Below are 25,941 nucleotides of genomic sequence, written 5' to 3'. Positions count from 1 at the left end.
GAACCCACCGAGAGTAGCCCACGCAAAGCGGGGGAGCTAGTAGGAATCCCCGTCCTTTAGGGCGGGGAGGATGTCAAGAAAAAGTATTAAGCGACGAAGAAGTCAAACGCACCTTTACCCAACGCCAAGACGCGCTGGTCTCCCGCGAATGGACGGTGGAGCCCGCAAGCGACGAACCGCAGGACGTGGAAGCGGCGGATTTTATCCGTAACTGGGTCGCCGAAATCGGCTTTGATCGCATTACCAAACTCATGCACTACGGCATTTTTTACGGCTATGCCGTGGCAGAATTAGTGTACCGCGTCAATGATGATGGCAAGTACGTGGCGGACGTCAAAGTGCGCAACCGTCGCCGCTTTCGCTTCACGCCGAAGGGCGAACTGCGCCTGCTTACCCGCGCCAATCAAACCACCGGCATTGAGTGCCCTGCGCCGTATTTCTGGAGTTTTTGTACCGGTGCCGACCACGATGATGAGCCGTACGGCATCGGCTTGGCGCACTGGTTGTATTGGTTGAGTTTTTTTAAACGTAACGGCGTCAAGTTTTGGCTCATCTTTTTGGAAAAATTCGGCATGCCGACGGTATTGGGACGCTACGGCAAAAACGCCAGCGAAGCCGACCAGAAGCGCTTGCTGGAAGCGGTGGAATCTATCCAATCCGACAGCGGCATTGTGATGCCGGCAGATATGCCCATTGAGCTGTTAAGCCAAGGACGCAGCGGCAACGGCTCATACAAGGAACTATTTGACACCATGAACGAGGGTATCCAGCGTGTCGTGTTAGGGCAAACCTCCTCATCCGGTGGCACGGCGGGACGTCTCGGCAATGATGACTTGCAAGAAAAAGTGCTGGAATCCATTATCAAAGCGGACTCCGACGTGATTTGTGAATCCTTTAATCGTGGTCCGGTGGCGTGGCTAACCGCCATGAACTTTGCCAATGCCCGCCCGCCGCGCGTGTTTAGAGTGTTTGACGAGGCGGAAGATCTCAACGAAAAAGCCAACCGCGACAAAGTCATCTTTGAAACCACCGGCTACCGTCCGACCTTAGGGCAAATCCAAGCGTCCTACGGCGGCGACTGGGAAAAGGCGGAAGAGCCGAATAATGATGACCCTGCACCAAAAGAACCCGCCAAGAAAACGGCGGATTTTGCGGGCGGGACGGAAAAAGACATCCCGGCCCACATGGTTGACCAGCTCGACAACAATCTGGCGCCGGTGATTGATAACTGGGTGAGCCAAGTGCGGGCGTTAGCCGAGCGCGCAGAATCTCTTGAGCAACTGCGCGATGAGCTGTTGACCGTGATGCCGGATATGAGCCTTGAGCAGTACACCGCCGCCATGGCGCTGGCGCTCAATGCGGCAAATTTAAGCGGGCGTGAAGCGGCAGCGAGCGAGGCGAACAATGAATAAAGCGACTTACGGGAGCGTGCCGTTTAACGAGCAAATTGAGTTTTACAAGCGCAAAATCCCGACCCCGACCGCCACATGGACGGACATTTATAACGCTGAGCATGATTATGCAGCAGTGGTTGCCGGCGCCAATCGGCGCGAAATCATTGAAGATTTTGCCGCCGCCATTAACGACTTTATCGCCAACGGTAAAACCCTCGAGGAGTTCCGGCAGGATTTTGACAATATCGTCGCCAAATACGGCTGGGACTATCACGGCGGGCGCAACTGGCGCAGTCGTGTGATTTACGAAACCAACCTGCGCTCCAGTTATCAGGCAGGCAGATACGCCCAACTGCAAGAGCTCAAAGAGGTGATGCCGTACTGGGAATACGTCCACAGCGACGCCGTAAGCCATCCGCGCATTGAGCACGTGCACTGGGACGGCTTGATTTTGCGCCATGATGATCCTTGGTGGCAAACCCATTTCCCAATCAACGCGTGGGGCTGTCAATGCACTGTTATCGGACGCAGTCAAGCCTACATGGACCGCAACGGGCTCAAAGTGGATAAAGCGCCCGCAATTGAGTGGGAGGAGCGCATTGTCGGCGCGCGTGGCTTGAATCCGCGTATTGTTAAAGTGCCGAAAGGTATTGACCCCGGCTTTGAGCACATCCCCGGCGCATCACGACTAAAAAGTCAAACCCCGCCGCCGTTAGACGACAACGGACAACCGCGCCGTGTGGAGTTTTACCCGCACCGCAAAGATACACCAATCCCAATGCCGACCCCGCGCAAGGTATCCAGCAGTTTATTGTTGCCGGAAGGCAAGGAAGACGGATTTTACATTAACGAGTTTTTGTCCGAATTCGGCGCGACAGTGGAAAAACCAGCGATATTTAAAGATGTGCTGGGCGAAAGTCTGGTGATCAGCGACGCACTGTTTACCTCGCGCAGCGGGCACTCCAAACTCAAAAAGCGTGGGCGTGAGGTGTATTTAAAACTCCTTGCGTTAGCGTTACAACAACCGGACGAAATCTGGACGCGTGCTGAGTATCATCACCACTTGAATTTAACTACCGTACGCCGTCGCTATATCGCCCGCTTTGAGCTGGACGACAGCGGGCACAATGTACCGGCATTGGCGGTGTTTGATGTGGGCAGTGACGGCTGGGACGGTGTGACGATATTTGCGCCGGAAAAAGACGAGTATTTGGAGCAGGTGCGCACCGGTGTGATGTTGTATTACCGGGACGACGAAGACTAAAAAACTCACCCGCCGCCACAAGTGAGTCACGCCGGGTGTGGGATTGGAGGTCCTGGCGGGGACTGCCCACCCGATGCGTTGAAATTAATATAGGACAAAATATGACCGCAGTCAACATTGAACTGGATATTAATGAGCTCGCCCGCGTAATTGATAATGCTGTGGCGACGTTAAACCGTCCGAAACTGATGTTTAGTGAGATGGGCGAAGAGTTGCTGGCGATTCATTTTGCGCGGTTTGTCGCACAGAAAGCCCCCGATGGCACGCCGTGGGAGCCGCTTAACGAACAATACCGCGAGAGCAAAAAGAAAAACGCCGACAAAATTTTGACCCTTGTCGGGCATTTGCGTGGTACACTGCGCTACCAAGCCGATGATGCCGGCGTGGTGTTCGGCTCGGACCGTGAGTATGCGGCAATCCATCAATTCGGCGGAACGATCACCGCAAAAAAAGGCAAAGCATTAACCGTCCTCGGCAAGCTGGTGAAAAGCGTGGATATACCGGCGCGCCCATGGCTCGGATTATCCGCCGACGACGAGCAACGATTGCTCGAAATCGCCCGCAAACACCTAAAAAACGGATTTAACGCGTAAAACGCGCGTACAGGCGTTTTAAGCGGGAAAACGATAAACTATACCCTGAATGCGTTTTAGCGTGTTTATAAACGCTTATAAACACGTTAAAAACGACATATCCCATCTAAATAATCCTGCATTTGCAAAATTACCCCTTTAACTGATTCCAAACGCGGAAAAAATACAAAATTCCTGCGCCTCGGCATACTGTGCCCATTAAACACACATCCGAGGTTATTTATCCGTGAAACTCACCAAAATGGAAATCATGCGTACCGGCACCCACACCGCCATGGATGGGCGCGAAATCCGCTTTACCGAAGCGGATTTAGTCGATTTAGCCGCACAATATGATCCAAAACTCTTTGAGTCGCCAATTGTCATCGGTCACCCCAATCTCACCGCCCCGGCTTACGGCTGGGTGAAACAGACCAGCGTGGAGGACGGCATACTTTACGCCCACGTGGGACAAGTTGACGCAGCCTTCGCTGAGGCGGTGAATGCCGGACGCTACAAAAAGCGCAGCGCATCCATTTTTTTACCGGAAACACCCGGCAATCCAAAACCCGGTCATCATTATTTACGTCATGTGGGCTTTTTGGGCGCAGTGCCGCCCGCCGTGAAAGGCTTGGCAGACGTGAACTTTGCGCAAAGCGAAGGCGGCGATAATGCGTTTGCCGACTTTGCCTTTGACGAATCCGAATCTGCTAACCCCAAACCACAGGAGAAAATCATGAACGAAGCAGAACAAAAAGCCGCCATTGAAGCCGCCGCCGCGAAATTAGCGGCAGACGAAGTGGCAAAAAAAGAAGCCGACTTTGCCGCCCGTGAGGCCGCTATTGCCGAGCGTGAAGACAAAGTGAAAGCCGCCGAGCAGGAAAAAGCCAAAGCGGAAGCGGAAAAACAGAAAAAAGAAGCCACCGACTTTGCCGATTCTTTGGTTAAAGCGGGCAAAGTTTTGCCGGCACACAAAGCGGGCTTGGTTGAGGTGATGGTGCAACTGGGCAACGCGCCGGTGTCATTTTCTGACGGCACACAAACCGTCTCTAAATCCTCCATCGACGTGTTAAAAGACGTACTCAACACCAAACCGGTGGACTTTTCGGAAAAATCCGGTGAGCCGGGCGAAAAAGACAAAGACGCGGTGGACTTTGCCGACGGTGCGTCTATCGCCAAAGCGGCGACCGCATATCAAGCGGAGCAAGCGAAAGCCGGCGTTGAAATCACAATGACCGACGCAGTTAATCACATTATGAAAGGAGCGCAAAAATGAGCAACACCCCTGAACTAATCATTGCTTACGTCACCGAAGGCAAAATCGAAGGTTATCGCATTGTTGCTTTTGGCGAAGAAAAAGACGGTGCAAAACAAGCCACTGCCGCCACCGACAAACTGATCGGCATTTCTACCCGAGTGCCGAAAGACCCGGGCGAACATGTGGATGTAGTGCGCAGCGGTTTGTATCCGGTGATGTACGGCGCGGAAATCAAACGCGGCGACGCTTTGACTACCGACGCACAAGGTCGTGCGGTAAAAGCCACCGCCAAACAAGCCTACATCGGCTTCGCCGAAGAAGACGGTGCGGAAGGTGATTTAGGCTCCCTGTTCATCGCCCCGGGTTTTGCCGCTGAATAACCCGTTCACCAAAATTAAGCGAAAACTGTAATTAATTTTCACCTATTGAAAAAAAGGATTAAAGAATGAGTAAAGCAAATTTTCCAGTTGATCCGGTCTTGACTGCCATTGCAATTGCGTATCGCAACCGCCGCATGATTGCTGATGAGGTATTACCGCGTGTTGGAGTCGGCAAGCAAGAATTTAAATACAAGGAATACGATTTGGGCGAAGGTTTTACCATCCCTAAAACGCATGTGGGTCGTACCTCAAGACCGAATCAGGTTGAGTTCGGATTTACACAAAAAGTATCTTCAACCGAAGATTACGGTTTGGATTCGCCAGTGCCGATTGCGGACATTCAGAATGCGCCGAAGGGTTACAGCCCTACAGGTCGTGCAACTGAGCAAACGACTAATCTCATCTTGTTAGATCGTGAAGTGCGTACGGCAAATTTGGTATTTAACAAAAAATCCTATGCCTCCGGTAACTATAAAAAATTGTCCGGTGCAGACCAATGGACACATGACGACTCTAAGCCGCTCAAATTATTACTTGAGTCCTTAGATAGTCTTGTGATGCGTCCGAACATTATGGTTTTGGGACAAAAAGCCGCCAGTGCTTTGCGCCAAAATAAAAGCATCATCAAAGGTTACAACGGCACGCTGGGCGATGATGGTTTAGTGCCACTTGAATACTTGCGCGATAAGTTAGAGCTTGATGCGATCTTTGTTGGTCAGGCACTGGTGAATACTGTCAACATTGCCAAAAAACCGGTGCTTGCTCACGCTTGGGGTAATCACTGCTCTCTGATTTACCGCGACAAATTGGCAGATGCCAACAGCGGTACAACATTTGGCTTTACTGCTCAATGGGGCGACCGCCAGGCATTTGAAATTTTCGACCAAGATATGGGTATGCGCGGTGGTTATCGTATCCGTGTTGGCGAATCAGTAAAAGAGTTAGTCACCGCCCGTGATTTAGGATTCTTCTTAGAAGACGTTATTTAAGGTCGCCGCATGTATATCACACTGCAACAACTGTACGAAAAGCCGGGCATTATGGAACTCGCTCAAGTCACCGCGCAGGTGGGACAACCGCCTGCCGACTGGCGAATCTGGGGTAAAATTTTGGACGGTGAAGACGTTGCTAACTTTTCACCCGCCGATGTTGAGCGGGTGAATCAAGCGATTAAACGTATCGAAGAAGTGATCGCGGATTCGAGCGCGTTAATTGACGGCTATTTGCGTCAACGTGGCTATAAGCTGCCGTTTAAGCAAACGCCGCGCATTTTAACTACGTGGGCGCGCAGTCTGGTCCGTTACTACCTGCACCAGCATTTGCCGGCAAAAGAAGCGGATAACCCGATTGTGCGCGACTACCGCGATACGCTCAAATTGTTGCAGTTGGTTGCGGAGGGTAAGTTTTCGCTCGGCTTGGAGGATGAGCTTGTGCCCGCCTCCGGTTACCCGAAATTTACCAAACGCGACCGTGTGTTTACCGCCGAGACCCTGAAGGATTACTAATGCAATACGGACCGTTTGACATTAAGCATGTGATTGAGCAGCTCAAGCCGCTCCAGCCGGACTACATCCACACGTTAGGCTCCACCGCCGAATATCGCTCCATCAGTGAGGTGAGTTTGGCGGGCTTGGCAACACCTGCGGTGTTTGTGGTGCCGAATAGCGAGGTGGGCACGCTCAATGACGTGGCGGTACGTCAAATGGTCACCGTGAGTTTCTCGGTGATCGTGATTGTGCAGTCGTATCAGTACAACGTTGAAACGCCGCATTTAAGCGTGAGTAATCCGGTTATCGGCAAAATCCGCGAGCAGTTGATGGGTTGGCGTCCGCCTGTGCCGGGAGCAAAAGAAACCTTTTTTGTGCGCGGCAACATCGTAGATTACACCAACTCTTATCTGGTCTGGATGGAGACCTACCAAACCAAAATGATCATGGGGAGAAACCGATGAAGCAAATTAAATTAAACCGACCGCACGTCCACGCAGGCGTGAGCTACGCGGCGGGCGAGGTGATTGAGGTGACCGACGCCGACGCGGTGTATCTCATCCGGCATCAAATCGGCGTAAAAAGTGCGGTAAAAAAATCGGATAAATCCGACAAGCCGACACAGTCCGAACAGCCGGCAGCCACCGAACAACAGCCCGGCGACACCGCCGAAAACACACCGTCCGCTGACGGTGAAACCGAAAATCAAAATCAAGGAGAACAATAATGGCACACGTTGAAACGTATTCTTACGGACAGGGCAAGCTCTATCTTGCCGTGCGTGACGCAACTGGCAATATCGGCGCACAACGTTGGGTCGGAGATGTGTCCGAGCTGTCTATTTCATTAACAGTGGAAAGTTTTGAACATACCGAATCTTACTCCGGCTCACGTCAGAAAGTGCGCAAAATTATCACCGGCAAATCGGGCGAAGTATCGGCTAAATTCCATGAGTTTAGCGCGGCGAATCTTGCCTTGTTATTACTTGGCGAAGCTGTAACAGTGCCGGGTGGTAGTGTAACGGGCGAAAAATTGCCGGCAGTGATTAAAGCCGGTGACCGCATTACATTAGCGCACCAAGATGTGAGCGAAGTAAAAATCGGGTCATTGGTCGAAGGTACGGATTACTCCGTAGAGCCAATTTTTGGTGCGGTGGAATTTTTGAAAGACATTGCCGCCAATACCGATACTGTAGCGTATAAATACGGACAAGTTGAAATCATTGCTATGCTCACAACCAACCCGAAAGATCTGTTTTTGCGCTATGAGGGCATTAACTTAGCCGAAAATAATGAGTGGACGGTGGTTGAGTTATACAAAATCAACTTTACCCCAACCGAAGCGTTGAGCCTCATCAACAATGAAAACTCGTTAGATGCGCTAAATACCAAAGCTACCGTGCTCGCCGACACTACCAAAGTGGGCGACGCTACGCTCGGTCGTTTCGGGCGCGTGATTAAAATCCGCAAATAATCCCCTTCCCCGGGTAATGCCCGGGGAAATCAACTCAACATAAGAATCAGGCGAAACCATGGAAAACCAAGCCACCTCCGAACTTGACATCCTCTACCCGAACCGTGACATCACCGTCGGCGGCGAAACGGTCACAGTCAAAGAATACACGCTCATCCAGCAAATGCAGCATAACGCCAAACTGGTGGCGTTTATCGCAAGTCTGCGCAATCAGTTAGCGAGCGTAGATAAGCCTGAAAATGCGCGCTGGGATGAAATCATGCAGGCGCTTGCCGACAACTACGAAGCCATTATTGAGCTGGTCGCCGTATCCATTAACAAAACCGTGGAGTTTGTGGCGAATCTTAACGCCCAAGAAGGCGAAGATTTGATGTTGTTGTGGTGGGCGGTCAACAGCAATTTTTTTACCCGAAAAGCGGTGCAACCGCTGGTCGAGGAAATAGCGCAGAACAATGCGCGTCGCCTGATTGGGGCGAAATCGTAGAGCATTTGGTAGCAAATGGTCATCAATTTAGCGAGCTGGGGCACTACACCGCCCGGCAACTCATCCTGTTTTATGAAAAATCCATGCGCCGCGCCCGCCGTGAGCGCGCCGCCCGTGCGATAGATTGCGCCGTCGGTTTTAGCGGCGGCAAAGACTTAACGAATTATATTAACGACCTGACCGCATAAAAGTGCGGTCAATTTTTAAGGTGATTTATGGCAGCCGATAACTTGACGCTCTCAATGCGCATTAAAGCCGACATCGACGAGGCGATGCGTAAATTTAAGCAATTTAAAGCGGAGATTACCGGCACCGGCACGGCAAGCGAAAAACTTGGCACGCAAGGCAGAACGGGCGCGCAAGGCTTGGGTACGCTGGATAAAGTATCGGTATTACTCAGTAAAGATCTTAAGCAAAACAAAAAAGACCTTGCCGACGTCAGCCAACAATTAAACAGCTTTAAGTCCCAATTATTAGGCTTTACGGCAATCGCCGGGGTTTCGCTCGGCGTAAAAAATATCCTGCTCGACGCCGACGCAATGACAAGCTATCAAGCGCGTATCCGTCTTGTCTCCCGCTCTAACAATGAGGCAAAAGGCACGTTTCGGGAGCTTATGGATATCTCCAATGAGACGGGCAATGCATTTGCGTCCACAGCTGAGCTTTACACCCGCGTTTACCGCGCCTTTGGCGACAAAGCCAACAGCGCGGAACTCCTGCAATTTACCCGCACCTTGCAACAAATGGTCGTGGTCTCCGGTGCATTGCCGCAGGAGGCTAACGCCGCCATTATCCAGTTATCGCAAGGTCTAGCCTCCGGCACGTTACGCGGCGAAGAATTTAATTCCGTCGCCGAACAAATGCCGATGCTTTTAGAGGTGTTGCAAAAATCCCTTGGCAAAACGCGTGGCGAATTGCGCAAAATGGCGGAGCAAGGCGAGCTCACCCCGCAGATTATCTTGAGCGCCACGAAAGAAGCAGCAGACGAAATCCAAAAACAATACGAACAAATGCCGTTGACTATCGGACGTGCCGCGAATCAATTAAGCAATAGCTGGAGCGATTGGCTTAATCAAACCAACAACACCGTATCCGTCACCGGCGCAGTCGCCGGCGCACTCTCCGGACTTGCCGGTAATCTCGACGCGCTGGGTAATGTTGCCCTGATTGTTGCTGTAGCAATGGCGTCCCGTTTTACCGCCGGCATGCTACAAAGTGCGGCAGCCATGGTGCGTAATTCCGCCGTCACAGCGGTGGCGAATCAAACACTCGTCGCCCGCGCCGCAATTGAGGTTAAAGCCGCACAAGCGGCGGTCGCCATGGCGGCGTCAACGGACAGGGCAACGCTTGCCACGGAACGTCTAACGCTTGCCAATCGCAATCTTGCGGTGGCAATGCGCGCGGCAACCTTTAGCGGGCTTGGTAGTAGCTTACTTGCTTTGGCGGGTGGTCCCATTGGGCTTGCTATCACCGCCATTTTTGGGCTGTATGCAGCATATGAATACATCCAAGGCAAAGAGCGCGAGCTGGACGAGCAATATCAACAAACCGCCAATAGTATCCAATCCAACATTGAAAAAACCGAGGCGTTAATCCAGGCGCGAACAGAGCTCGGCGAAATCGGCGGTTTTAGTGAACGTGTCAGCCAAGTCGAAACCAACAACAAAGCCATAGAAGACGCCAAGAAAGAGCTGGACGAGCTGATTAAACGTCGCGATGAGTTACAGCAACGCATGATGAGCGATAGTTTCGGTGGGTTTGTTGATCTTGACAAACTCAATGAAGCCAATGCACGCATTAAAGTGTTGACGGCAACCACGGACGAGTTATCCGACAAAACGGGCGAATTGGCAGACCGCAACCAAGAACAGCTCACCGCCGCATTTAACGCCGCGATGGAAGCGGGCGGCGAATTTGCCGAACGGTTAAAAAATCTCGGAGGCCTGGAAGCGGCAGAAACCCAAGAAGAACTGAAAAAAGCCATTAAAGCCGCCGAAGAGCAATTAAGCTCAATGGGCGGCGAATTGTCGCAAACCGAGAAAAAACTGCGCAATGAGCTGACGCAAGCGACGATGACGGCAACCGAGCAACTCGAGGCCATGAAGCAAACCTTTATCGCTTTGAGCAAACAAGCCGGCAATGCGGCGAGCCAAATGGATCCGTTTATTGACCGCATCAACATGATGATTGATTTGACAAAACAAATCGAGCAGGCAAAGCAAAACAAAAAAGCCGAATCCTGGCTTGACCGCTTAAAAGACCGTGCGGCTACGGTCGGCATGGGTACCGCGCAGAAAATCATGTATGACGCGGACAAAGAGGGACTCAACGACGAACAACGCAAACTCGCCGCACAATACGCGGCACAAATTGAAGCCGGCGAAAAAGCCAAAAGAGGCGCCCGTACAAAAACGAAAAAATATGACGCTGAAGACAAAAATCTGGCGTTAAACGTGCAGTATTTGCGCTTAACCGGGCAAGAGGTGAAAGCCAATCTTACCGACATCGAGGGGCGTTATAACAAGTTGCTCGCGGAGTTTACTAAGCACAGCAATGTGGACGGGATTAATCTGATTAAAAAAATCCTTCCACTTGAGCAAGCCAAAGCGCAAGTGGACGGCGTGCAAAATGAGATTAACCGCTTGTATCAAAATCAGAGCACGCAAGAGCAACGTATTCAGGCGCAGGTGCAGGTTGGGTTAATTAGTCATCTTGAGGGGCAACAGCGGCTGAAAGCAGTGTATGCAGAAACCGTGGCGGAGCTGGAAAAACAAATCCCGGTGCTCGAAAAGCTCGCTCAAATGCCGGGGGCGCAAGGCGAAGCGGCGAAAAACTCGCTGGAAGACATGAAGCTCAAAATTGCCGAGCTCAAAAACGCAGGAAACGACCTTGAAAAGGCGTTTAAAGAGGGGTTAACACAAGGGATTCAGACCTCCATTGTGGGCTTGGCAAACGGCACGATGACGCTACGTGACGCGCTCAAAAACCTTACCACAACCATTTTAAACGCCATGGTGCAAATCGCGGCGCAACAGCTCGCCATGCAAACGAGCAGTGCGGCGAGCGGTTGGTGGAGCGCTATTGCTAGCGCGTTTTCCAGTGTCGGCGGTCATGCTACGGGAGGTCCGATTCGTGGACCGGGTACAAGTACATCCGATTCTATTCCCGCCCGTCTTTCGGATGGCGAATGGGTGATTCAGGCGTCGGCAGTATCGCACTACGGACACGCGTTTATGGACGCCATCAACAACAAGCGCCTACGCAAACTTGCCACCGGCGGACCTGTATCCGTCCCGCCGGTGCCGAGCTACCGCGAGCCGGGTTTAAGTGATTCCCTGCGCGACGGTCGCGCAGGAACACAAGTGGTGGCGTCACCGGTCAACATCCAGCAAACTTTGGCAGTTGACAGCGCGGAGTTATTTACCGCTGGGCTCAAGACCAACGCGGGCAACAAGGCGGTATTAACCATGCTCCGTGCCAACAAACAAACGATAAAAGATATTTTAAATTAAGGGGTTATACATGGCATACAAAACCGGCACCGCGCAAAATGAGCGCGATTTGCTCGACATTTTAAACAAGTTTTTGACGACCGACCCAACGCTTGTCGCTAACGGGCAGGCGTGGACGGTGCTACTTGATAAAACCGTCGCCGCTACAGCAACAGAAGTGGCGAAACGAAAAATCGTATGGAAATCCACCGGCACGGGCGTTGAACAAGATATTTATGTGATGTGTGAAACCGTCAACAATATCGCCTCCGATATTTACAACCTCAACTTTTTCGGCGGTACGTTTTTTAATTCGGCACTTGTTGCCGGTGACAATGTGCAAGCGGGTATGATTAATCTTTCGCCGGGCGTAGTGTTATTTGCTGACGCGCGTCCGATTGATTATTACATGATCGCCGATGGGCGTTGCTTTAAAGTAGTGACGCGTATCTCTAATGTGTGCTCCAGTGCTTATTGTGGTTTTATTCTGCCGACGGTTGCGCCGACGGAATACCCGTACCCGCTTTGCATTGCCGGCACCGCTCCGACAAAAACGCCGATTAACAGTAGTAATAGCCCGATTTTGTTGCGTTACTCCAACATCGAGTCTTACAACTCCTCTATTGTAGATCCGCTCAGTGGCAACTGCTGGCTATTTACACCCGACCAGAGCTGGCGCGATTTTAGTGGCTCAAATTACAGCAGATATAGCAATGATTCGCACGCTCAAGTGCTTTATCCGATGGCGATTTCACAAAAACACACATCCCGCAACTGGGCGACACTTAAAGCGGTGACTGCATCACCCGGCGGGCTTTACCCACTTTATCCCGTAGAGTTTATCGGGCTGGTTGATGGCAGTCAGGGTATTAACCGTTGGGGCGCGTATGACGGCATTTATTGGATTCCTGGCGTGCAACGCGCAGTGGGTGATGAGGTGACATTGCCAAACGGTAATAAAGGTGTGGTGTGCAACGGGGCGTTTCGCACCACAACAACGGACTATTTTGTTTTAGAGCTTGGAGCATAACATGGCATATCAAACGGGCACCGCGACTAATGTCGCTGATTTACTTGGCAAGCTCGCCGAGTTTGCCGCCCCACTTAATTGGGTAATTCAAAAAAATGCTGAGAATGCGCTTTATTTAAGCAATGCCGATGGTTATTGGGCGCTAGAGTTTAAAGACAATATGCTGTTTGTGATTGCCGGCACCGGCGTTGATAAAAACCGCGACTGTTTTAATCAGCCGGGGGCATCATGCAATAATTCTTACCGCAAAACTAAAACCCGCACATCGCATTTGCAAAACGGTAATTTTGTCAGCTATGACTTTTTTGGCACGGCGCAATATTTGCATGTGTGTGTGCAATATCAAGCGGAGCGATTCCGCCATTTCGGTCTCGGCACACTCAACAAAGAGGGGCAATACACCGGCGGGCAATATGCTTTAGGAACAACAATTAATAATAGTAGTTATGACCGCCCGCGACTAAATAGCAGACATACTTTCGGCATGTCGTCCGGGGATGATGATTACGGTCCGGTTGTCCGTGCTGACAATATCGGCGGGGATACCCGCACACCGTGGTATTTTTGTGCCGATTCCCGCTATGAGTATTCGCTTTCCGGCTCTGAGACCGGCTGTTACATGCTCACCAATGGGCGTACCGATGACCATGCGCATAGCCCTGACCGAATGTTATTAACGCACAGCCAGAGCAAATTCGGGCAACTTGCAATACCGGTGCCGAATGCGGCGATTGCGCAATGCAAAGATAATTTATTCCGCCGCCTCGGCACCGTACCGGACCGCTACGAATGCAAAATTGTCGGTATCGTGCCGCGTCAAAAATTACAAATTAACGGCGAGACATGGATGTTTATTCCGAGCGCGCAATATCAATCCGCGGCAACAACGATTGCCGCTGAAGGAAATGACAACTCCGGTGAGTACGGCGTGGCATACCGCATTATTGAGTAATCCGCATGGCAAAGATTAACGGCTATAAGATTTCAAGCAGTGCGCCCGCGCAAATTAAAGATACCGGCTATCTTGACGGCTTGATGACGTATCGCGGGGCGGATTCTCGGCTTGTTGCACAACATGCAATAACTGCCGGGCAGATTCACGCGCGCAATGTTAAAAATCAGACGTTGGGCGCGCAGGCGTATGTTATCCCTAACTATTACGCCGACTTATACAAACGCATTATCGTTATCCCGCACACCGTTAATCTTGGCTCAATCTCTACTGACCAGACTTTCGGCGTGCAAGTCTGGAACGCCAATAAAAGTGCGGTCAAGCTGTTATCTGTTTCCGTCGTCGGTGGCGAGGGAATTACGTTAGACGGTCCGACCTCCGGCACATTTAATGCGTTGGCCCTTAAAAAATGGACGGTTAAAGTCGGTATGCAGGGCGCGCCTGTGATTGATTGCGTGGTGACGTTTAATTTTCTGGGTAAAAATCCCGTTACGTTGCGCATTACAGGCAGTCGTTCTACCGACTGGTCGTTTATGCCCGACTGGTCGGAAGATGTAACCGAGAGTCTTGAGTGGCTCACCCGCGTGCATCAATCGGTGACAGCCGCCGAGCAACGTATCGCGCGCCGCTTGAGCCCGCGCCGCACGTTTGAGTTTAAAGTGAGTTTTTCGGAGGTTGAGCGCCAGTTGTTTGAGTCCGCACTTTACGGATACGGCTCGCGCGTTTGGTCACTACCGATTTTTACGGATTGTGCAACGCTGTTACAACCCGTGCAACAGGGTGCGGTGGATTTGGCTATCAATACGACAGGTTATGATTTTGCCGTCGGCGGTCGCGCAATTTTGATGACCGGAAGCAACAAGGAGATGATTGAGATCACTGCGCTGGAGCCTGGCAAAATCACGGTTAAACGCCCGATTGTCGGCAATTACGATCAGTCCTTTACATCCATTTATCCGCTCCGCTCGGCGGTGCTCACTGATATGCCGCAAGTGCGCCGTTTAAGTGATAACGTCTCTACTGCACAAATCCGTCTGCAACTGCAAGAACACAACGGCTGGAGTGATGATGTGAGCCACTTGCCGACATATCGCAATCACCCGGTGCTGGAGCCGACAAGCGAATGGTCGGAAGACATCACGGCGCAATATGCGCGGCTGATTAAGACGCTGGATAACGAGACGGGCTTGCCGTACCGCTTAGATACGGCAAACAAGGCTATGCAAATCACCGCCCACCGCTTTGTGGCAAGCGGGCGGGAAGAACAACGCAAGCTCCGCAATCTGTTTTACTACCTGCGAGGTCGCCAGCGCGCCATTTGGGTGGCGACATCAAGCACAGATGTCACCCCTGTGGGCGACATTGTCGGAAAAACTTTAGATATTGCTTACATCAACTACACGGGAGCATTGCAAAAACAGGCGGGGCGTCAAGACGTGCGCATTGAGTGCACGGGCGGACGGGTGTTTTATCGTCGTATTGTGTCATCAAACGTAATTGACTCAGTTACCGAGCGGCTGGCGTTTGACGGTGACACACTCAACATTAAGCAAGCGGAGATTCTCAAGATTTCGTACTTGACACTTTCTCGGCTGGAGAGCGACACGGTGAGCTGGGTACATCACACTGACGCGGACGGCGCGGCAACCGTTACGGTGAGCTTTCACGGGCTCCGCGACGAGTTGGAGCCGTAAAACGCCGGGGAAAAACGACCGCACTTTTAAAGAAAGTTTAAACAGGATTTAAAACATGAGCTATTTAGACAAAACGCATTCCGTCGCAGACGGTCGCCCGGTTGACTTGTATCAGTTTACGCGCGGCGAAAACGAAAAAATCTGGCGCTTTTGCAATGCCGACAAAGATTTAGAGATTAACGGCGAAAAATGGCTTGCTTCAGCGATTTCAGACGCGCGAGACGGCGGAGGCGACGGTAAAGTTACGCTCAGCATGCCGAGCAATAACCCCGTGGTGCGTCTGTATCGCGGATTGCCGCCAAGTCAAACCGTTAAACTAACAATTATGCGGTTGCATGAGGATGACAAAGAGATTCGCATTGTGTGGATTGGCACGATTACGGAGGCAAGCCGTCCGGATATTCACACCACCAATCTGACCTCGGCGGCGCTATCGGAAACGATGGAGAGCGCGGGCTTGCGGCTTACGTGGGGGCGTAACTGCCCGTACACGCTTTATGATGTGGATTGCAAAGTTAAGCCCGGTAATTTTGTCGTCGCGGGGCTCACAATCAGCGCCATGGACGGTGTATCAATCACCGTGGATTTACCGCAAAACCTGCCTGCGGGCTGGTTTAATGCGGGTTTTATTGAGTGGCAGGATGACGGTGTGCGCGAGGTGCGTGCAGTGACCGTTCATCAAAATAATAAACTGACGCTCATGGGCGGCACGCAAAAGCTTTCTGTTGGCACAGTCATCAAAGTGTATCCGGGGTGCGATGGGCGTGCATCAACATGTTTGAGCAAGTTTAACAATATGCTTAATTTTGGCGGCATCCCACATATGCCGATTAAATCGCCGTATGACGGCTCACGGGTGTTTTAATAAGGATAAATTATGTACGAGTCAATCGCATGGGCAATCGTCAAAATCGTCGCTTGGGCGGTCGCCAGTTATTACATCAATCAAGCGCTCAACAACAAGCGGGGCAACAGCAACAACCCCGAAGCCGTGAATAGCAAAGATTGGAATTTTCCGCAAATCGACGAAGGCACGCCGCAGTGCGTATTTTTCGGCGACTGCTGGACTGAGGATTGGCAGGTGCTGGCATACGGCAACTACCGCACAACCGAAATCAAAAAAGGCTAAAAGTTATGGACAAGATGACTATCACAATGCAAGACATGCGCCGGGTAGATTTCTGCGCCGCCGGTGTGGAGGCATTTTTTGTGCGCGAGGGCTTGGATTATGCCGATTTTTTGGCGCATGGTATTGATTCCGACGTGCTTTTAAATACGGGTAGTGTGTTTGCCCGTAAATGTGTGACAGCGGCGCTCGAGGCGCGCAAAGGAGATAAATAATGGGCGGTAAACGTAAGGGCGGACAGGTCACGGTTGGTTACCGCTACTATTGGGATATTCAATCGGGGCTTGGGCGCGGTCCGGTCAATGAGATTGTCGAGATACGCGTGGATGACAAAACGGCGTATGTGGGAAAGCCAGGCGAAATCACCCAATCGCAGGCGATTTTTATTGATAAGCCTGGTCTATTCGGTGGCGACAATACGGGCGGCGAAGGTGGGATTCAGGGACGAATGGAAATCCTGATGGGTGAGCCCGACCAAAAACCGAGCCGTATGCTGATTAATCTGCTAAAAGGCATAATGAATCCGGCATTTCGCAACAAACCTGAGTGGATGGTTCGAAAACGCATGAAACTGCCGGAGTATGCCGAGCAGGATAGATTTTTTGCAAACGGCGACATCATTCCGGGCGAATTAGATCCGAAAGACCAAATCCCCGGCTTTCGTGGGATTGTGACGACGGTGTATAGCGGGCTAATCAGTTGCTATAACGCGTATCCCAAAAAACACAGTTACCGCGTGCGCCGCACGGATAAAGGCTGGCATGGCGGCGCGGTATGGTACCCGGAAAAAGCTAAAATCCTGCTACGCAACGACAACCTCAAAATCAAAGGGTTGACACCGGAGCAAGAAGAAAATGTACGCCAAATCCACGCCATGAATCCTGCGCATATCCTCGTCGAGTGCGCCACGAATAAGAGTTGGGGCGGTAAAAAAGACCTTGCTGACTTGGATTTAGATAGCTACAAAAAAGCCGCCGACACGTTGTATGACGAGGGATTCGGCTTATGTATCCGCTATAACCGCCAAACCTCAATCAAAGAGTTCATCCAGCAAATCGTGGACCACATCGGTGCAGCACAATACGACAATATTGAGACGGGCAAACAGGCGATTAAACTGATTCGACACGACTACAAGCCCGAGGATTTACCACTGTTTACGTATGATAACGGGATTCTTTCCGTGCTCGATGATGACAGCGCGGCAACCGATAAGCAGGCTAATCAAATCATCGTTAAATACCGTGAGCCGGTGACAAACCGTGATGACCAAGCCATTGCTAATAATATCGCCGCAGTGCAAATGCACGGAGTTATCAGCAAGACGGTTGAGTATAAGGGCATTCCGACGTTTGATTTAGCGGCCCGCGTTGCACAGCGCGACTTGGAGATGATTGCAAGCGGCTTGACGCGGCTCAAGATTACATTTGATATGCGAGGTTCCGAGCTCCGCCCGGGTGATGTTATCCGGGTTAATCTGCCGGAGCGTGACATCGTGGACGTAGTCTTCCGGGTGGGCGAGCTTAAAAACGGCAACGAGGGCGAGATTGTCGCTACTTGTCTGCAAGATGTGTTCGGACTGCCGGCGGCTAACTACTCTACGCAAAAAGGCGAGTCACTTTATATCCCGCCTGATTACACCGCCAAGCCGATTGAGCGCGCACGGCTGTTTGAGGTGCCGTATCATGTGCTTCCTCTTGTATTGACGGACGCGGAGATGGCGTATGTTAAGCCGACAGACTGCTTTGTTTGGAGCATGGGCGCGCAACCGACCGCACTTTCTGTTGGCTATGATATGTTAGTTGACGCAGGCGCGGGTTACGCGCAAACCGCGACAGGCTCATTTACCCCGTATGTTGAGCTGGTCGGTGATGTCACGCCGTATCAAACAAACATTAAGTTTAAACTTGATGGTGAGTATTCCGCGTTGTCCGGGGCGCTGGCGCTCATCGTTGATGATGAGATTATCAAGATTGATTCAGCGGATTTTAAAACCGGCACAATGACGGTCGGACGCGGGTGCGCAGATACTATCCCGCAGGCGCACAAAGCGGGTGCGCTGGCGTGGTGTTATCTGCTCGCCGCCGGCACGGATGAGACTAAATACACCGTGGGCGAGCAAATCAAAGCTAAATTACTCACCCGCACCGCGCAACAAACGCTCGACGAGAGCAAGGCGGACGTGTTGGCAATCACAACCCAACAACGTCAAGCCCGCCCCTACCCACCGGGCAACGTGCGCTCGGACGGAAATCTTGGCGACACTATCGCCGACATTGCCGCGTTTAAGCTCACATGGGCACACCGCGACCGCGACGTGCAAGCGGACAAACTGATTCCGCACACCGACGGCAGCACGGTGTTGGGTGCGGGCGTGAGTTACAAAGTGGACTTGTTAGACGGCGACACTGTAGTGCGCTCAATCGACACCACAGCGACCAATTTTGCTTACCCGGACGACAAAAAGGTGGACGGGGAGCAGTTTAGTCGCGTGGCACTTTACAGCGTCAAAAACGGCTTGCAGAGCTTGCATCGTTATGTGCTCAAAGTCGGCGGCGCGCTTACACTGCTCCATAAATTTGACTATGAGGCTACGTGGACTTCCGGCGACCGCGCATTTAATCGCTATAACGACGGCTATTTTGGCGGTTTGGGTTATCTGATGTTAAGTAGTAGCGCACCAAGTTACGACATTTACAATGATTACCCCGTGCCGGCGGGGCAATATGCCCGCTTTGTGTTGGATTATAAGATTTTGACGTATAACCAGCGTAGCGGCAAATGCCGGGTGATTGTGCAACTGCTCAACGGCGCAAGCGTGGTGCAATCATACGAGTCGGAGCTGATGGGCGACTGGCAAACTAACGACTGGCATCCGCAACAAGTTAGCGGCGCACTGCCGCCTGATGTGACAACCATCCGCTTTAAAATTGTGCCGGAGGCAGGTATTAGCAGTAACGCGCTGACATTTAGAGACATCACAATTCGCGTTGGGGAGGAGTAGCTTTCAAAACACCGTAAAAATTGACCGCACTTTTAGATGAATTGACAACAAAAACAGGTACAAAATAATGCCAAACAAACAAACAAACAAACAAACAAACAAACAAACAAGGATGTAACTATGTTTAAACAAGCCCCGCTACCCTTTGTCGGTCAAAAGCGCATGTTTTTGAGCTATTTTAAAGCCATTTTAGATGAGCAGATTCCGGGCGATGGCGAGGGCTGGACGATTATTGATACGTTCGGCGGCTCAGGCTTACTGAGTCATGCCGCCAAACAGATCAAACCGCGCGCCCGCGTGATTTACAACGACTTTGACGGTTACGCTGAGCGCATTAAACATATCGACGACATCAACCGCTTACGCCGTCAAATTGCCGCGTTATTAGCGGATGTCCCTCGTCAAAAACGCGTCACCGACAAGGCGCTCAAAGCGCAGATTATTGATACAATCAAAGCGTTTGACGGTTATGTGGATTTAGCCTCGCTTGCAAGCTGGCTGTTGTTTTCCGGGCAACAAGTCGGCACGTTTGAGGAGTTGTGTAAAAAGGACTTCTGGCATTGCGTCCGCGCGTCAGATTACCCGTCCGCCGACGGTTATTTGGATGGCGTTGAGGTGGTGTCTGAGTCGTTTCACACGTTACTCCCGCGCTTCACCGCTGACCCGCAAGCGGTGTTTGTGTTAGACCCGCCTTATTTATGCACTAAGCAAGAGAGTTACAAACAGGCGCGTTATTTTGACTTAATCGACTTCTTGCGATTAGTCAATATCACCCGCCCGCCGTATATCTTCTTCAGCTCGACTAAATCGGAGTTTGTGCGATTTATTGAGTACATGCAGGAGGATAAAGTGGACAACTGGCAGGCGTTCGACGGCGCGCAACGGATAGCGATTAAGACGTCACTCAACTATCACGGCGAGTACGAGGACAATCTGGTTTATAAATTCTAACTCAAAGCCCTTTAAACACTGTTTAAGGGGCTTTTAAATATTTACACAAAATTGACAAAATAGTGGTTGCTATATTATATCGTACGATATAATATAGACCACGTAAGCAAGAGGGACGCGGCGCCAAAGCTTACAACACCATCAACCAGCCGCAGGAGATAACAAAATGACAGAAAAAGAAATCAACGAAATGTTAAAAAATGCCGGAATCAATGGCTATGCAAACGAGTGGAACGGCAAACGAATCTATATCAATCTCAACAGTAAAGATCGATCTTTTGCAGGTGACCGAAACTGGCAGTTATATTTTGATATTGCATCAAACAGCTTAGTATCCAAAAATGTTAAAGGTACATGCACAAGCGCATTTGTTGCAGATGTCAAAAAAGTCGAAGCGATTTTCAATTAATAAATAAAAGCCCGCCGCAAGGCGGGCAATAACCAAAGGAGAAACAAAATGGCACAAGTTACACAAATCCCTGTTCAATTTGATATTTGGGATACATATTACACAATCACTGATCACGGTGACTGGATGGTGGTAGAGATACCTTGCAGAGAGTACGAGGATAAAAGAGATTGCAACAATTGGGGACTTGGCTCATACACAGAGAAAGTGACCGACGACAAAACAATTGAACTATTACGCAAAATAGCGGAAAACAATCAAATTGCGTTATATCCGAAAAATGGACAACCGGTAGCATTTGAGATTGTAGAGATTATAGCCGGCATACCACAAAGCAACGGCTGGATGGTGGACGATTTTGAATAACGGTAAAACCGCCTGCGGGCGGTTTTTTAAGGAGTAAAAATGGCAGAAAAATACATCTATCATGTCACTACAACAACCGGGCACACGCGCAAAAGCCCGCGCTCGGAAATCTCGGCGGATACATCCGCACTTTTAAAGCCATGGCTTGATGATATGTTTAAAGGCATATTGCGCGGCGTCTTTAAGACGGATTACGCTTGCAAGTGTAACTTTAGCAATACAAATCTTGCGGAGTTTGAGATTGTGCGACTGGATGACGCACTCAATCATACGACGCTTGTTAAGTTTGTCGTATGCCGTCGTTCTGCGCGTAAAGCACAGGCGTGGGCGATTGTTGATGGCAAGGGTGAGCCACCAAACGTGCCGTTCTGCGCTGTTAAGCTCTACACGGACAACGTGACAATTCAGGATATGCTTAATATGCCACTATTTGCCGACCTAGAGCGGTGTGTAGCGTGGGCCTGGCTTGAGCAATAAAAAGAGGGGGCAATTATGGGGTACAAAAAACTTGCAGATAGCACTAAGCGTCTGATTAGCCAAAATGCCGGCAATTACAACAAAGCAAACTATAAGCAAATCAAGTTCCAACTTCGCCCGGAGGTCGTGACTGAGTTTGATGAGCTATGCACAACAGAGGGCGTTTCCAAGGCGGAGATGTTCCGCAAGCTTTTAAGTCTTTACAAAACTTTACAAAATAGTGATTGATATATTATATAGTACGATATAATATAGACCCCGTAAGCAAGAGGGACGCGGCACCAAGGCTTACACATCATCAACTAGCCGCAGGAGATACAAAATGACAACTACAACTTATTATTTCACCGAAACTAACGGCATCAACGTTTACGCAACTGCCGAGCAACTTAAAGCGGGCAACTTATCAGACGCTAAACGCGAGGCTTCCCGCCGCCAGTGCTTCCAAGGCACAACCCTCAAAATCGGCACAATCTACAGCTTAAACGCTGATGGCTTGTTGGTCGATGAGATCGCAAGCAAAGAGGACGGTCAAAAATGGGTTGACCGTTACTAATCAAAGGAGTAATATTCAAACCGTCAGAGCAATCTGGCGGTTTTATTCAGTCGCAAGGCTGTGTGTTAAAACAAACTTACTACTGCATAAGTAGCTTAGAAAATAGTTGTTATCTTGGTGTATTCACTGCCGAATAGGTAGCTTAGAAACAAGTAGCTAACTTCAATTTTAACTGCCGAACAGGCAGCTTAGAAAATAGGTGTTTATTTTGGTTATTCACTGCTGAATAAGCAGCTTAGAAAATAACTGTTGACTTGGACACTTCACTGCCGAACAGGCAGGCAAAACGGCGACATTTCGGTGTCGCCGTTTTTGTTTATGTGGAGATGGTGAGTTTGGGTAAAAATTGGCGGTTAATGGTAGGTGTTTAGTTTCAGATTTGACGTAGCGTTGTAAGTTAAAAGTGTAATTGTTACAGTTAAAAAAATGGCAAAATTCCCAACCCTCAACCCTCAACCCTCAACCCTCAACCCTCAACCCTCAACCCTCAACTGTGATCTTTTTTTTCTGTAATTGTTACACTCGTTTTTTGTAACGTTGTTTCAGTATGTGCAACAAAATATTTTTTAATTTATCGCGCTGATTGGTGTTAATTTATCGCGCGCGGCATCATTTTGCGCGGTTTGCCGAGTTGGATATTTGGCGTGGCGATGAAAGCGAATACGACGATTTTCATCAAGTCAGCCAACTCACGCCGCAGGATTTAACTTTGCGTTCCGACGAGGATTTTTGGTGTATCGGGCACAATGCGGAAAAGGCGGAATTGGATAAATTGGACGCCACGCAATTTATTGTCGAAAGCATTCGTGATTTGTTGCCGTTGTATGAGGCTTGTCATCGGGTTACGTCGTGAAAAATATCCGAAAATCCCACCGCACTTCCTGTTATTTTCCCCCGTTTTACGCTATTCTATGCCGTATTTTCCAAGTTAAAACCCGCCGAAAAGTGCGGTCTATTTTTAAGGTGATTTTCTATGCAAGAACAATATCGTCCTGATTTGCTTGAACCGGAAGTGCAAAAATTCTGGCAGGACAATAAAACTTTCAAAGCGGTACAAGACAACAGCAAAGAAAAATATTACTGCCTTTCCATGTTGCCGTATCCGTCCGGTCGTTTGCACATGGGGCATGTGCGCAATTACACCATCGGCGATGTGGTTTCCCGTTATCAACGCATGATCGGCAAAAACGTGTTGCAACCGATGGGCTGGGACGCGTTCGGTTTGCCGGCAGAAGGCGCGGCGGTGAAAAATAATACCGCCCCGGCGAAATGGACCTACGAAAATATCGAATACATGAAAAATCAGTTGCAACTGTTGGGGTTTAGTTACGACTGGGATCGTGAAGTCACTACCTGCCGCCCGGAATATTACAAATGGGAGCAATGGTTCTTCACCGAGTTATACAAAAAAGGCTTGGTGTATAAAAAAACCTCTACCGTGAACTGGTGTCCGAACGATAAAACCGTGTTGGCGAACGAGCAGGTGCACGAAGGCTGTTGCTGGCGTTGCGATACGCCGGTGGAACAAAAAGAAATTCCGCAATGGTTTATCAAAATCACCGATTACGCCGAGCAGTTGCTCAATTGCTTAGACGAATTGCCGCAGTGGCCGGATCAGGTGAAAACCATGCAACGCAACTGGATCGGGCGTTCTGAAGGGGTGGAAATCACCTTTGACATTAAAGACACCGATGAAAAACTCGCGGTGTACACCACCCGTCCGGATACGTTCTACGGCGTGAGTTATGTTGCCGTCGCGGCGGCGCATCCGTTGGCAACGTTGGCGGCGCAAAATAATCCTGAACTCGCCCAATTCATACAGGAAGCGAAAAATACTAAAGTCGCCGAAGCCGAGCTTGCCACCATGGAGAAAAAAGGCATGGCGACCGGTTTATATGCGGAGCATCCGTTGACCGGCGAAGCCTTGCCGGTGTGGGTGGCGAACTTTGTGTTAATGCACTACGGCACCGGTGCGGTCATGGCGGTACCGGCGCACGATCAGCGCGATTTTGAATTCGCGCAAAAATATCATTTGCCGATTAAACAGGTTATCGAACCGATGAATGGCGAAGCTATTGACTTAACCAAACAGGCCTTTACCGAACACGGTAAGCTCATTCATTCCGCCGAATTTGACGGCTTGGCATTCGATGCAGCATTTAAAGGCATTGCGGATAAACTGGAACAATTAGGCGTGGGCAAACGCCAAGTGAATTATCGTCTGCGCGACTGGGGCGTTTCCCGTCAACGTTATTGGGGCGCGCCAATTCCGATGCTGACCTTGGAAAACGGCGATGTCGTCCCTGCGCCGATGGAAGATTTGCCGATTATCCTTCCGGAAGATGTGGTGATGAACGGTGTGAACAGCCCGATTAAAGCGGATCCGGAATGGGCGAAAACCACTTACCGGGGCAAACCGGCGTTCAAAGAAACGGATACGTTCGACACGTTCATGGAATCTTCCTGGTATTACGCCCGTTACACCTGCCCTGAATATCAACAAGGTATGCTAAATAGCGAGGAAGCCAATTACTGGTTGCCGGTGGATCAATACATCGGTGGTATCGAACACGCCACCATGCACTTGTTGTATTTCCGCTTCTTCCACAAATTGTTGCGCGATGCAGGTTTTGTCGCCAGCGACGAACCGGCGAATAAATTGTTGTGCCAAGGCATGGTGTTGGCGGACGCGTTCTATTACACCAGCCCGACCAATGAACGCATTTGGGTTTCGCCGACCAAAGTGACGTTGGAGCGCGATGATAAAGGGCGTATCGTAAAAGCCGTAGATGACGAAGGACATGAACTGGTGCACGCCGGCATGACCAAAATGTCAAAATCCAAAAACAACGGCATCGACCCGCAGGAAATGGTGGAAAAATACGGCGCGGACACCGTGCGCTTGTTCATGATGTTCGCCTCGCCGGCAGAAATGACGCTCGAATGGCAGGAATCCGGCGTGGAGGGGGCAAAACGCTTCTTAGCGCGGGTATGGAATTTGGTGTTTGAATACAGCAAAAATCCGGCAAAAACAGCCTTAAATCCGACCGCACTTTCCGCCGCGCAAAAAACCTTGCGCCGCGATGTTCACAAAACCATCGCGAAAGTGAGCGACGACATCGGTCGCCGTCAAACCTTTAACACGGCGATTGCCGCGATCATGGAGTTGATGAACAAACTGACTCGCGCGCCGTTGGATGATGAACAGGATCGTGCGGTGATGGCGGAAGCCTTGAGCGCCGTGGTGCGTATGCTTTATCCGATTACGCCGCACATTTGTTTCCGTTTATGGCAGGAACTCGGCAATCAGGATATTATCGACTTCGCCCCTTGGGTGGAAGCGGATCCTGAGGCGATGATTGAAGATGAAAAACTCATTGTTGTCCAAGTGAACGGCAAAGTGCGCGGTAAAGTTACCGTAGCGGCGGATGCCGATGAAGACAGCGTGAAAGCCATTGCCTTCGCCGACGAAAACGTCAAACGCTTTACCGACGGTATGCAAATTGTTAAAGTAATTTACGTTGCCGGCAAATTGCTCAATGTTGTGGTGAAGCCATTGTAATTTAATCCAAA

At 50.4% G+C, this 25,941-nt stretch carries 26 protein-coding genes and 2 pseudogenes; all 28 read left to right on the top strand.

What is annotated here, in order from left to right:
* Positions 1 to 77: 77 nt before the first annotated feature.
* Positions 78 to 1,412, top strand: a pseudogene (locus DK430_RS10080) (DUF935 domain-containing protein); the annotation flags it as partial.
* Complete coding sequence (locus DK430_RS10075; RefSeq protein ID WP_109078929.1) at positions 1,405 to 2,658, top strand: PBECR2 nuclease fold domain-containing protein; 1,254 nt, start codon at positions 1,405 to 1,407, stop codon at positions 2,656 to 2,658. The pseudogene DK430_RS10080 and the gene DK430_RS10075, both read left to right, overlap by 8 nt.
* Before the next feature lie 101 nt (positions 2,659 to 2,759).
* The gene (locus DK430_RS10070; protein WP_109078928.1) at positions 2,760 to 3,251 is read left to right on the top strand and encodes a phage virion morphogenesis protein; all 492 of its coding nucleotides are present in this window, start codon (positions 2,760 to 2,762) and stop codon (positions 3,249 to 3,251) included.
* 226 nt (positions 3,252 to 3,477) lie between these two features.
* On the top strand, positions 3,478 to 4,506 hold the full coding sequence (locus DK430_RS10065; RefSeq protein WP_109078927.1) for a peptidase: 1,029 nt from the start codon (positions 3,478 to 3,480) through the stop codon (positions 4,504 to 4,506).
* On the top strand, positions 4,503 to 4,868 hold the full coding sequence (locus DK430_RS10060) for a capsid cement protein (RefSeq protein WP_109078926.1): 366 nt from the start codon (positions 4,503 to 4,505) through the stop codon (positions 4,866 to 4,868). The genes DK430_RS10065 and DK430_RS10060 overlap by 4 nt, the downstream gene beginning before the upstream one ends.
* A 65-nt stretch (positions 4,869 to 4,933) precedes the next feature.
* Positions 4,934 to 5,857, top strand: a complete 924-nt coding sequence (locus tag DK430_RS10055) for a major capsid protein (protein WP_109078925.1) — start codon at positions 4,934 to 4,936, stop codon at positions 5,855 to 5,857.
* A 9-nt stretch (positions 5,858 to 5,866) separates the two neighbouring features.
* Positions 5,867 to 6,373, top strand: coding sequence for a gp436 family protein (locus DK430_RS10050; RefSeq protein ID WP_109078924.1), 507 nt, complete (start codon positions 5,867 to 5,869; stop codon positions 6,371 to 6,373).
* Complete coding sequence (locus DK430_RS10045) at positions 6,373 to 6,819, top strand: phage tail terminator protein (protein ID WP_109078923.1); 447 nt, start codon at positions 6,373 to 6,375, stop codon at positions 6,817 to 6,819. The genes DK430_RS10050 and DK430_RS10045 overlap by 1 nt, the downstream gene beginning before the upstream one ends.
* A complete protein-coding gene (locus DK430_RS10040; protein WP_109078922.1) occupies positions 6,816 to 7,082 on the top strand; it encodes a DUF7210 family protein in 267 nt (88 codons plus the stop codon). Before DK430_RS10045 ends, DK430_RS10040 begins: the two co-directional genes overlap by 4 nt.
* Entirely contained in the window at positions 7,082 to 7,828 is a 747-nt protein-coding gene (locus tag DK430_RS10035; RefSeq protein WP_109078921.1) for a phage tail tube protein, read from the top strand. The genes DK430_RS10040 and DK430_RS10035 overlap by 1 nt, the downstream gene beginning before the upstream one ends.
* 58 nt (positions 7,829 to 7,886) lie before the next feature.
* Positions 7,887 to 8,312 carry a DUF6631 family protein gene (locus DK430_RS10030; RefSeq protein ID WP_109078920.1) on the top strand — a complete coding sequence of 142 codons (426 nt, stop codon included), beginning with the start codon at positions 7,887 to 7,889 and terminating at the stop codon, positions 8,310 to 8,312.
* Between the two features lie 5 nt (positions 8,313 to 8,317).
* Positions 8,318 to 8,500 (top strand): hypothetical protein, encoded by a 183-nt coding sequence (locus tag DK430_RS10025; protein ID WP_109078919.1) that lies wholly within the window; start codon positions 8,318 to 8,320, stop codon positions 8,498 to 8,500.
* A gap of 27 nt (positions 8,501 to 8,527) precedes the next feature.
* On the top strand, positions 8,528 to 11,824 hold the full coding sequence (locus DK430_RS10020) for a tape measure protein (protein ID WP_109078918.1): 3,297 nt from the start codon (positions 8,528 to 8,530) through the stop codon (positions 11,822 to 11,824).
* A gap of 10 nt (positions 11,825 to 11,834) precedes the next feature.
* Positions 11,835 to 12,833: a hypothetical protein gene (locus tag DK430_RS10015; RefSeq protein WP_109078917.1), complete on the top strand. Its 999-nt coding sequence runs from the start codon at positions 11,835 to 11,837 to the stop codon at positions 12,831 to 12,833.
* A gap of 1 nt (position 12,834) precedes the next feature.
* Positions 12,835 to 13,785, top strand: a complete 951-nt coding sequence (locus DK430_RS10010; RefSeq protein WP_109078916.1) for a hypothetical protein — start codon at positions 12,835 to 12,837, stop codon at positions 13,783 to 13,785.
* Positions 13,786 to 13,790: 5 nt separating this feature from the next.
* Positions 13,791 to 15,479: a phage tail protein gene (locus DK430_RS10005; RefSeq protein WP_109078915.1), complete on the top strand. Its 1,689-nt coding sequence runs from the start codon at positions 13,791 to 13,793 to the stop codon at positions 15,477 to 15,479.
* A gap of 55 nt (positions 15,480 to 15,534) precedes the next feature.
* A complete protein-coding gene (locus DK430_RS10000) occupies positions 15,535 to 16,344 on the top strand; it encodes a phage/gene transfer agent baseplate hub protein (protein ID WP_109078914.1) in 810 nt (269 codons plus the stop codon).
* A gap of 12 nt (positions 16,345 to 16,356) precedes the next feature.
* Positions 16,357 to 16,608 carry a hypothetical protein gene (locus tag DK430_RS09995; RefSeq protein WP_109078913.1) on the top strand — a complete coding sequence of 84 codons (252 nt, stop codon included), beginning with the start codon at positions 16,357 to 16,359 and terminating at the stop codon, positions 16,606 to 16,608.
* Between the two features lie 5 nt (positions 16,609 to 16,613).
* Entirely contained in the window at positions 16,614 to 16,820 is a 207-nt protein-coding gene (locus tag DK430_RS09990; protein WP_109078912.1) for a hypothetical protein, read from the top strand.
* On the top strand, positions 16,820 to 19,609 hold the full coding sequence (locus tag DK430_RS09985) for a phage tail protein (protein WP_109078911.1): 2,790 nt from the start codon (positions 16,820 to 16,822) through the stop codon (positions 19,607 to 19,609). Before DK430_RS09990 ends, DK430_RS09985 begins: the two co-directional genes overlap by 1 nt.
* A 120-nt stretch (positions 19,610 to 19,729) precedes the next feature.
* Positions 19,730 to 20,560, top strand: coding sequence for a hypothetical protein (locus DK430_RS09980; protein WP_109078910.1), 831 nt, complete (start codon positions 19,730 to 19,732; stop codon positions 20,558 to 20,560).
* Positions 20,561 to 20,726: 166 nt separating this feature from the next.
* Positions 20,727 to 20,969 carry a hypothetical protein gene (locus DK430_RS09975; RefSeq protein ID WP_109078909.1) on the top strand — a complete coding sequence of 81 codons (243 nt, stop codon included), beginning with the start codon at positions 20,727 to 20,729 and terminating at the stop codon, positions 20,967 to 20,969.
* A gap of 48 nt (positions 20,970 to 21,017) precedes the next feature.
* Entirely contained in the window at positions 21,018 to 21,335 is a 318-nt protein-coding gene (locus DK430_RS09970) for a hypothetical protein (protein ID WP_109078908.1), read from the top strand.
* A 39-nt stretch (positions 21,336 to 21,374) separates the two neighbouring features.
* Complete coding sequence (locus DK430_RS09965; protein ID WP_109078907.1) at positions 21,375 to 21,812, top strand: lactate dehydrogenase; 438 nt, start codon at positions 21,375 to 21,377, stop codon at positions 21,810 to 21,812.
* A 15-nt stretch (positions 21,813 to 21,827) separates the two neighbouring features.
* Positions 21,828 to 22,040 carry a RepB family protein gene (locus DK430_RS09960; RefSeq protein ID WP_109078906.1) on the top strand — a complete coding sequence of 71 codons (213 nt, stop codon included), beginning with the start codon at positions 21,828 to 21,830 and terminating at the stop codon, positions 22,038 to 22,040.
* A gap of 94 nt (positions 22,041 to 22,134) precedes the next feature.
* Positions 22,135 to 22,368 (top strand): hypothetical protein, encoded by a 234-nt coding sequence (locus DK430_RS09955; protein WP_109078905.1) that lies wholly within the window; start codon positions 22,135 to 22,137, stop codon positions 22,366 to 22,368.
* A gap of 613 nt (positions 22,369 to 22,981) precedes the next feature.
* A pseudogene (locus DK430_RS09950) lies at positions 22,982 to 23,221 on the top strand (HI_0552 family protein); the annotation flags it as partial.
* A gap of 120 nt (positions 23,222 to 23,341) precedes the next feature.
* A complete protein-coding gene (gene leuS / locus DK430_RS09945) occupies positions 23,342 to 25,930 on the top strand; it encodes a leucine--tRNA ligase (protein WP_109078904.1) in 2,589 nt (862 codons plus the stop codon).
* The last annotated feature ends 11 nt before the right edge of the window (positions 25,931 to 25,941 follow it).

Origin of the sequence: Aggregatibacter kilianii (genome assembly GCF_003129965.1) — a bacterium.
In the GTDB taxonomy this organism is placed as follows: Bacteria; Pseudomonadota; Gammaproteobacteria; order Enterobacterales; family Pasteurellaceae; genus Aggregatibacter; species Aggregatibacter kilianii_A.
Note: the sequence above shows the minus strand (reverse complement) of the source record. Positions and strands in the feature narration are given on the sequence as shown.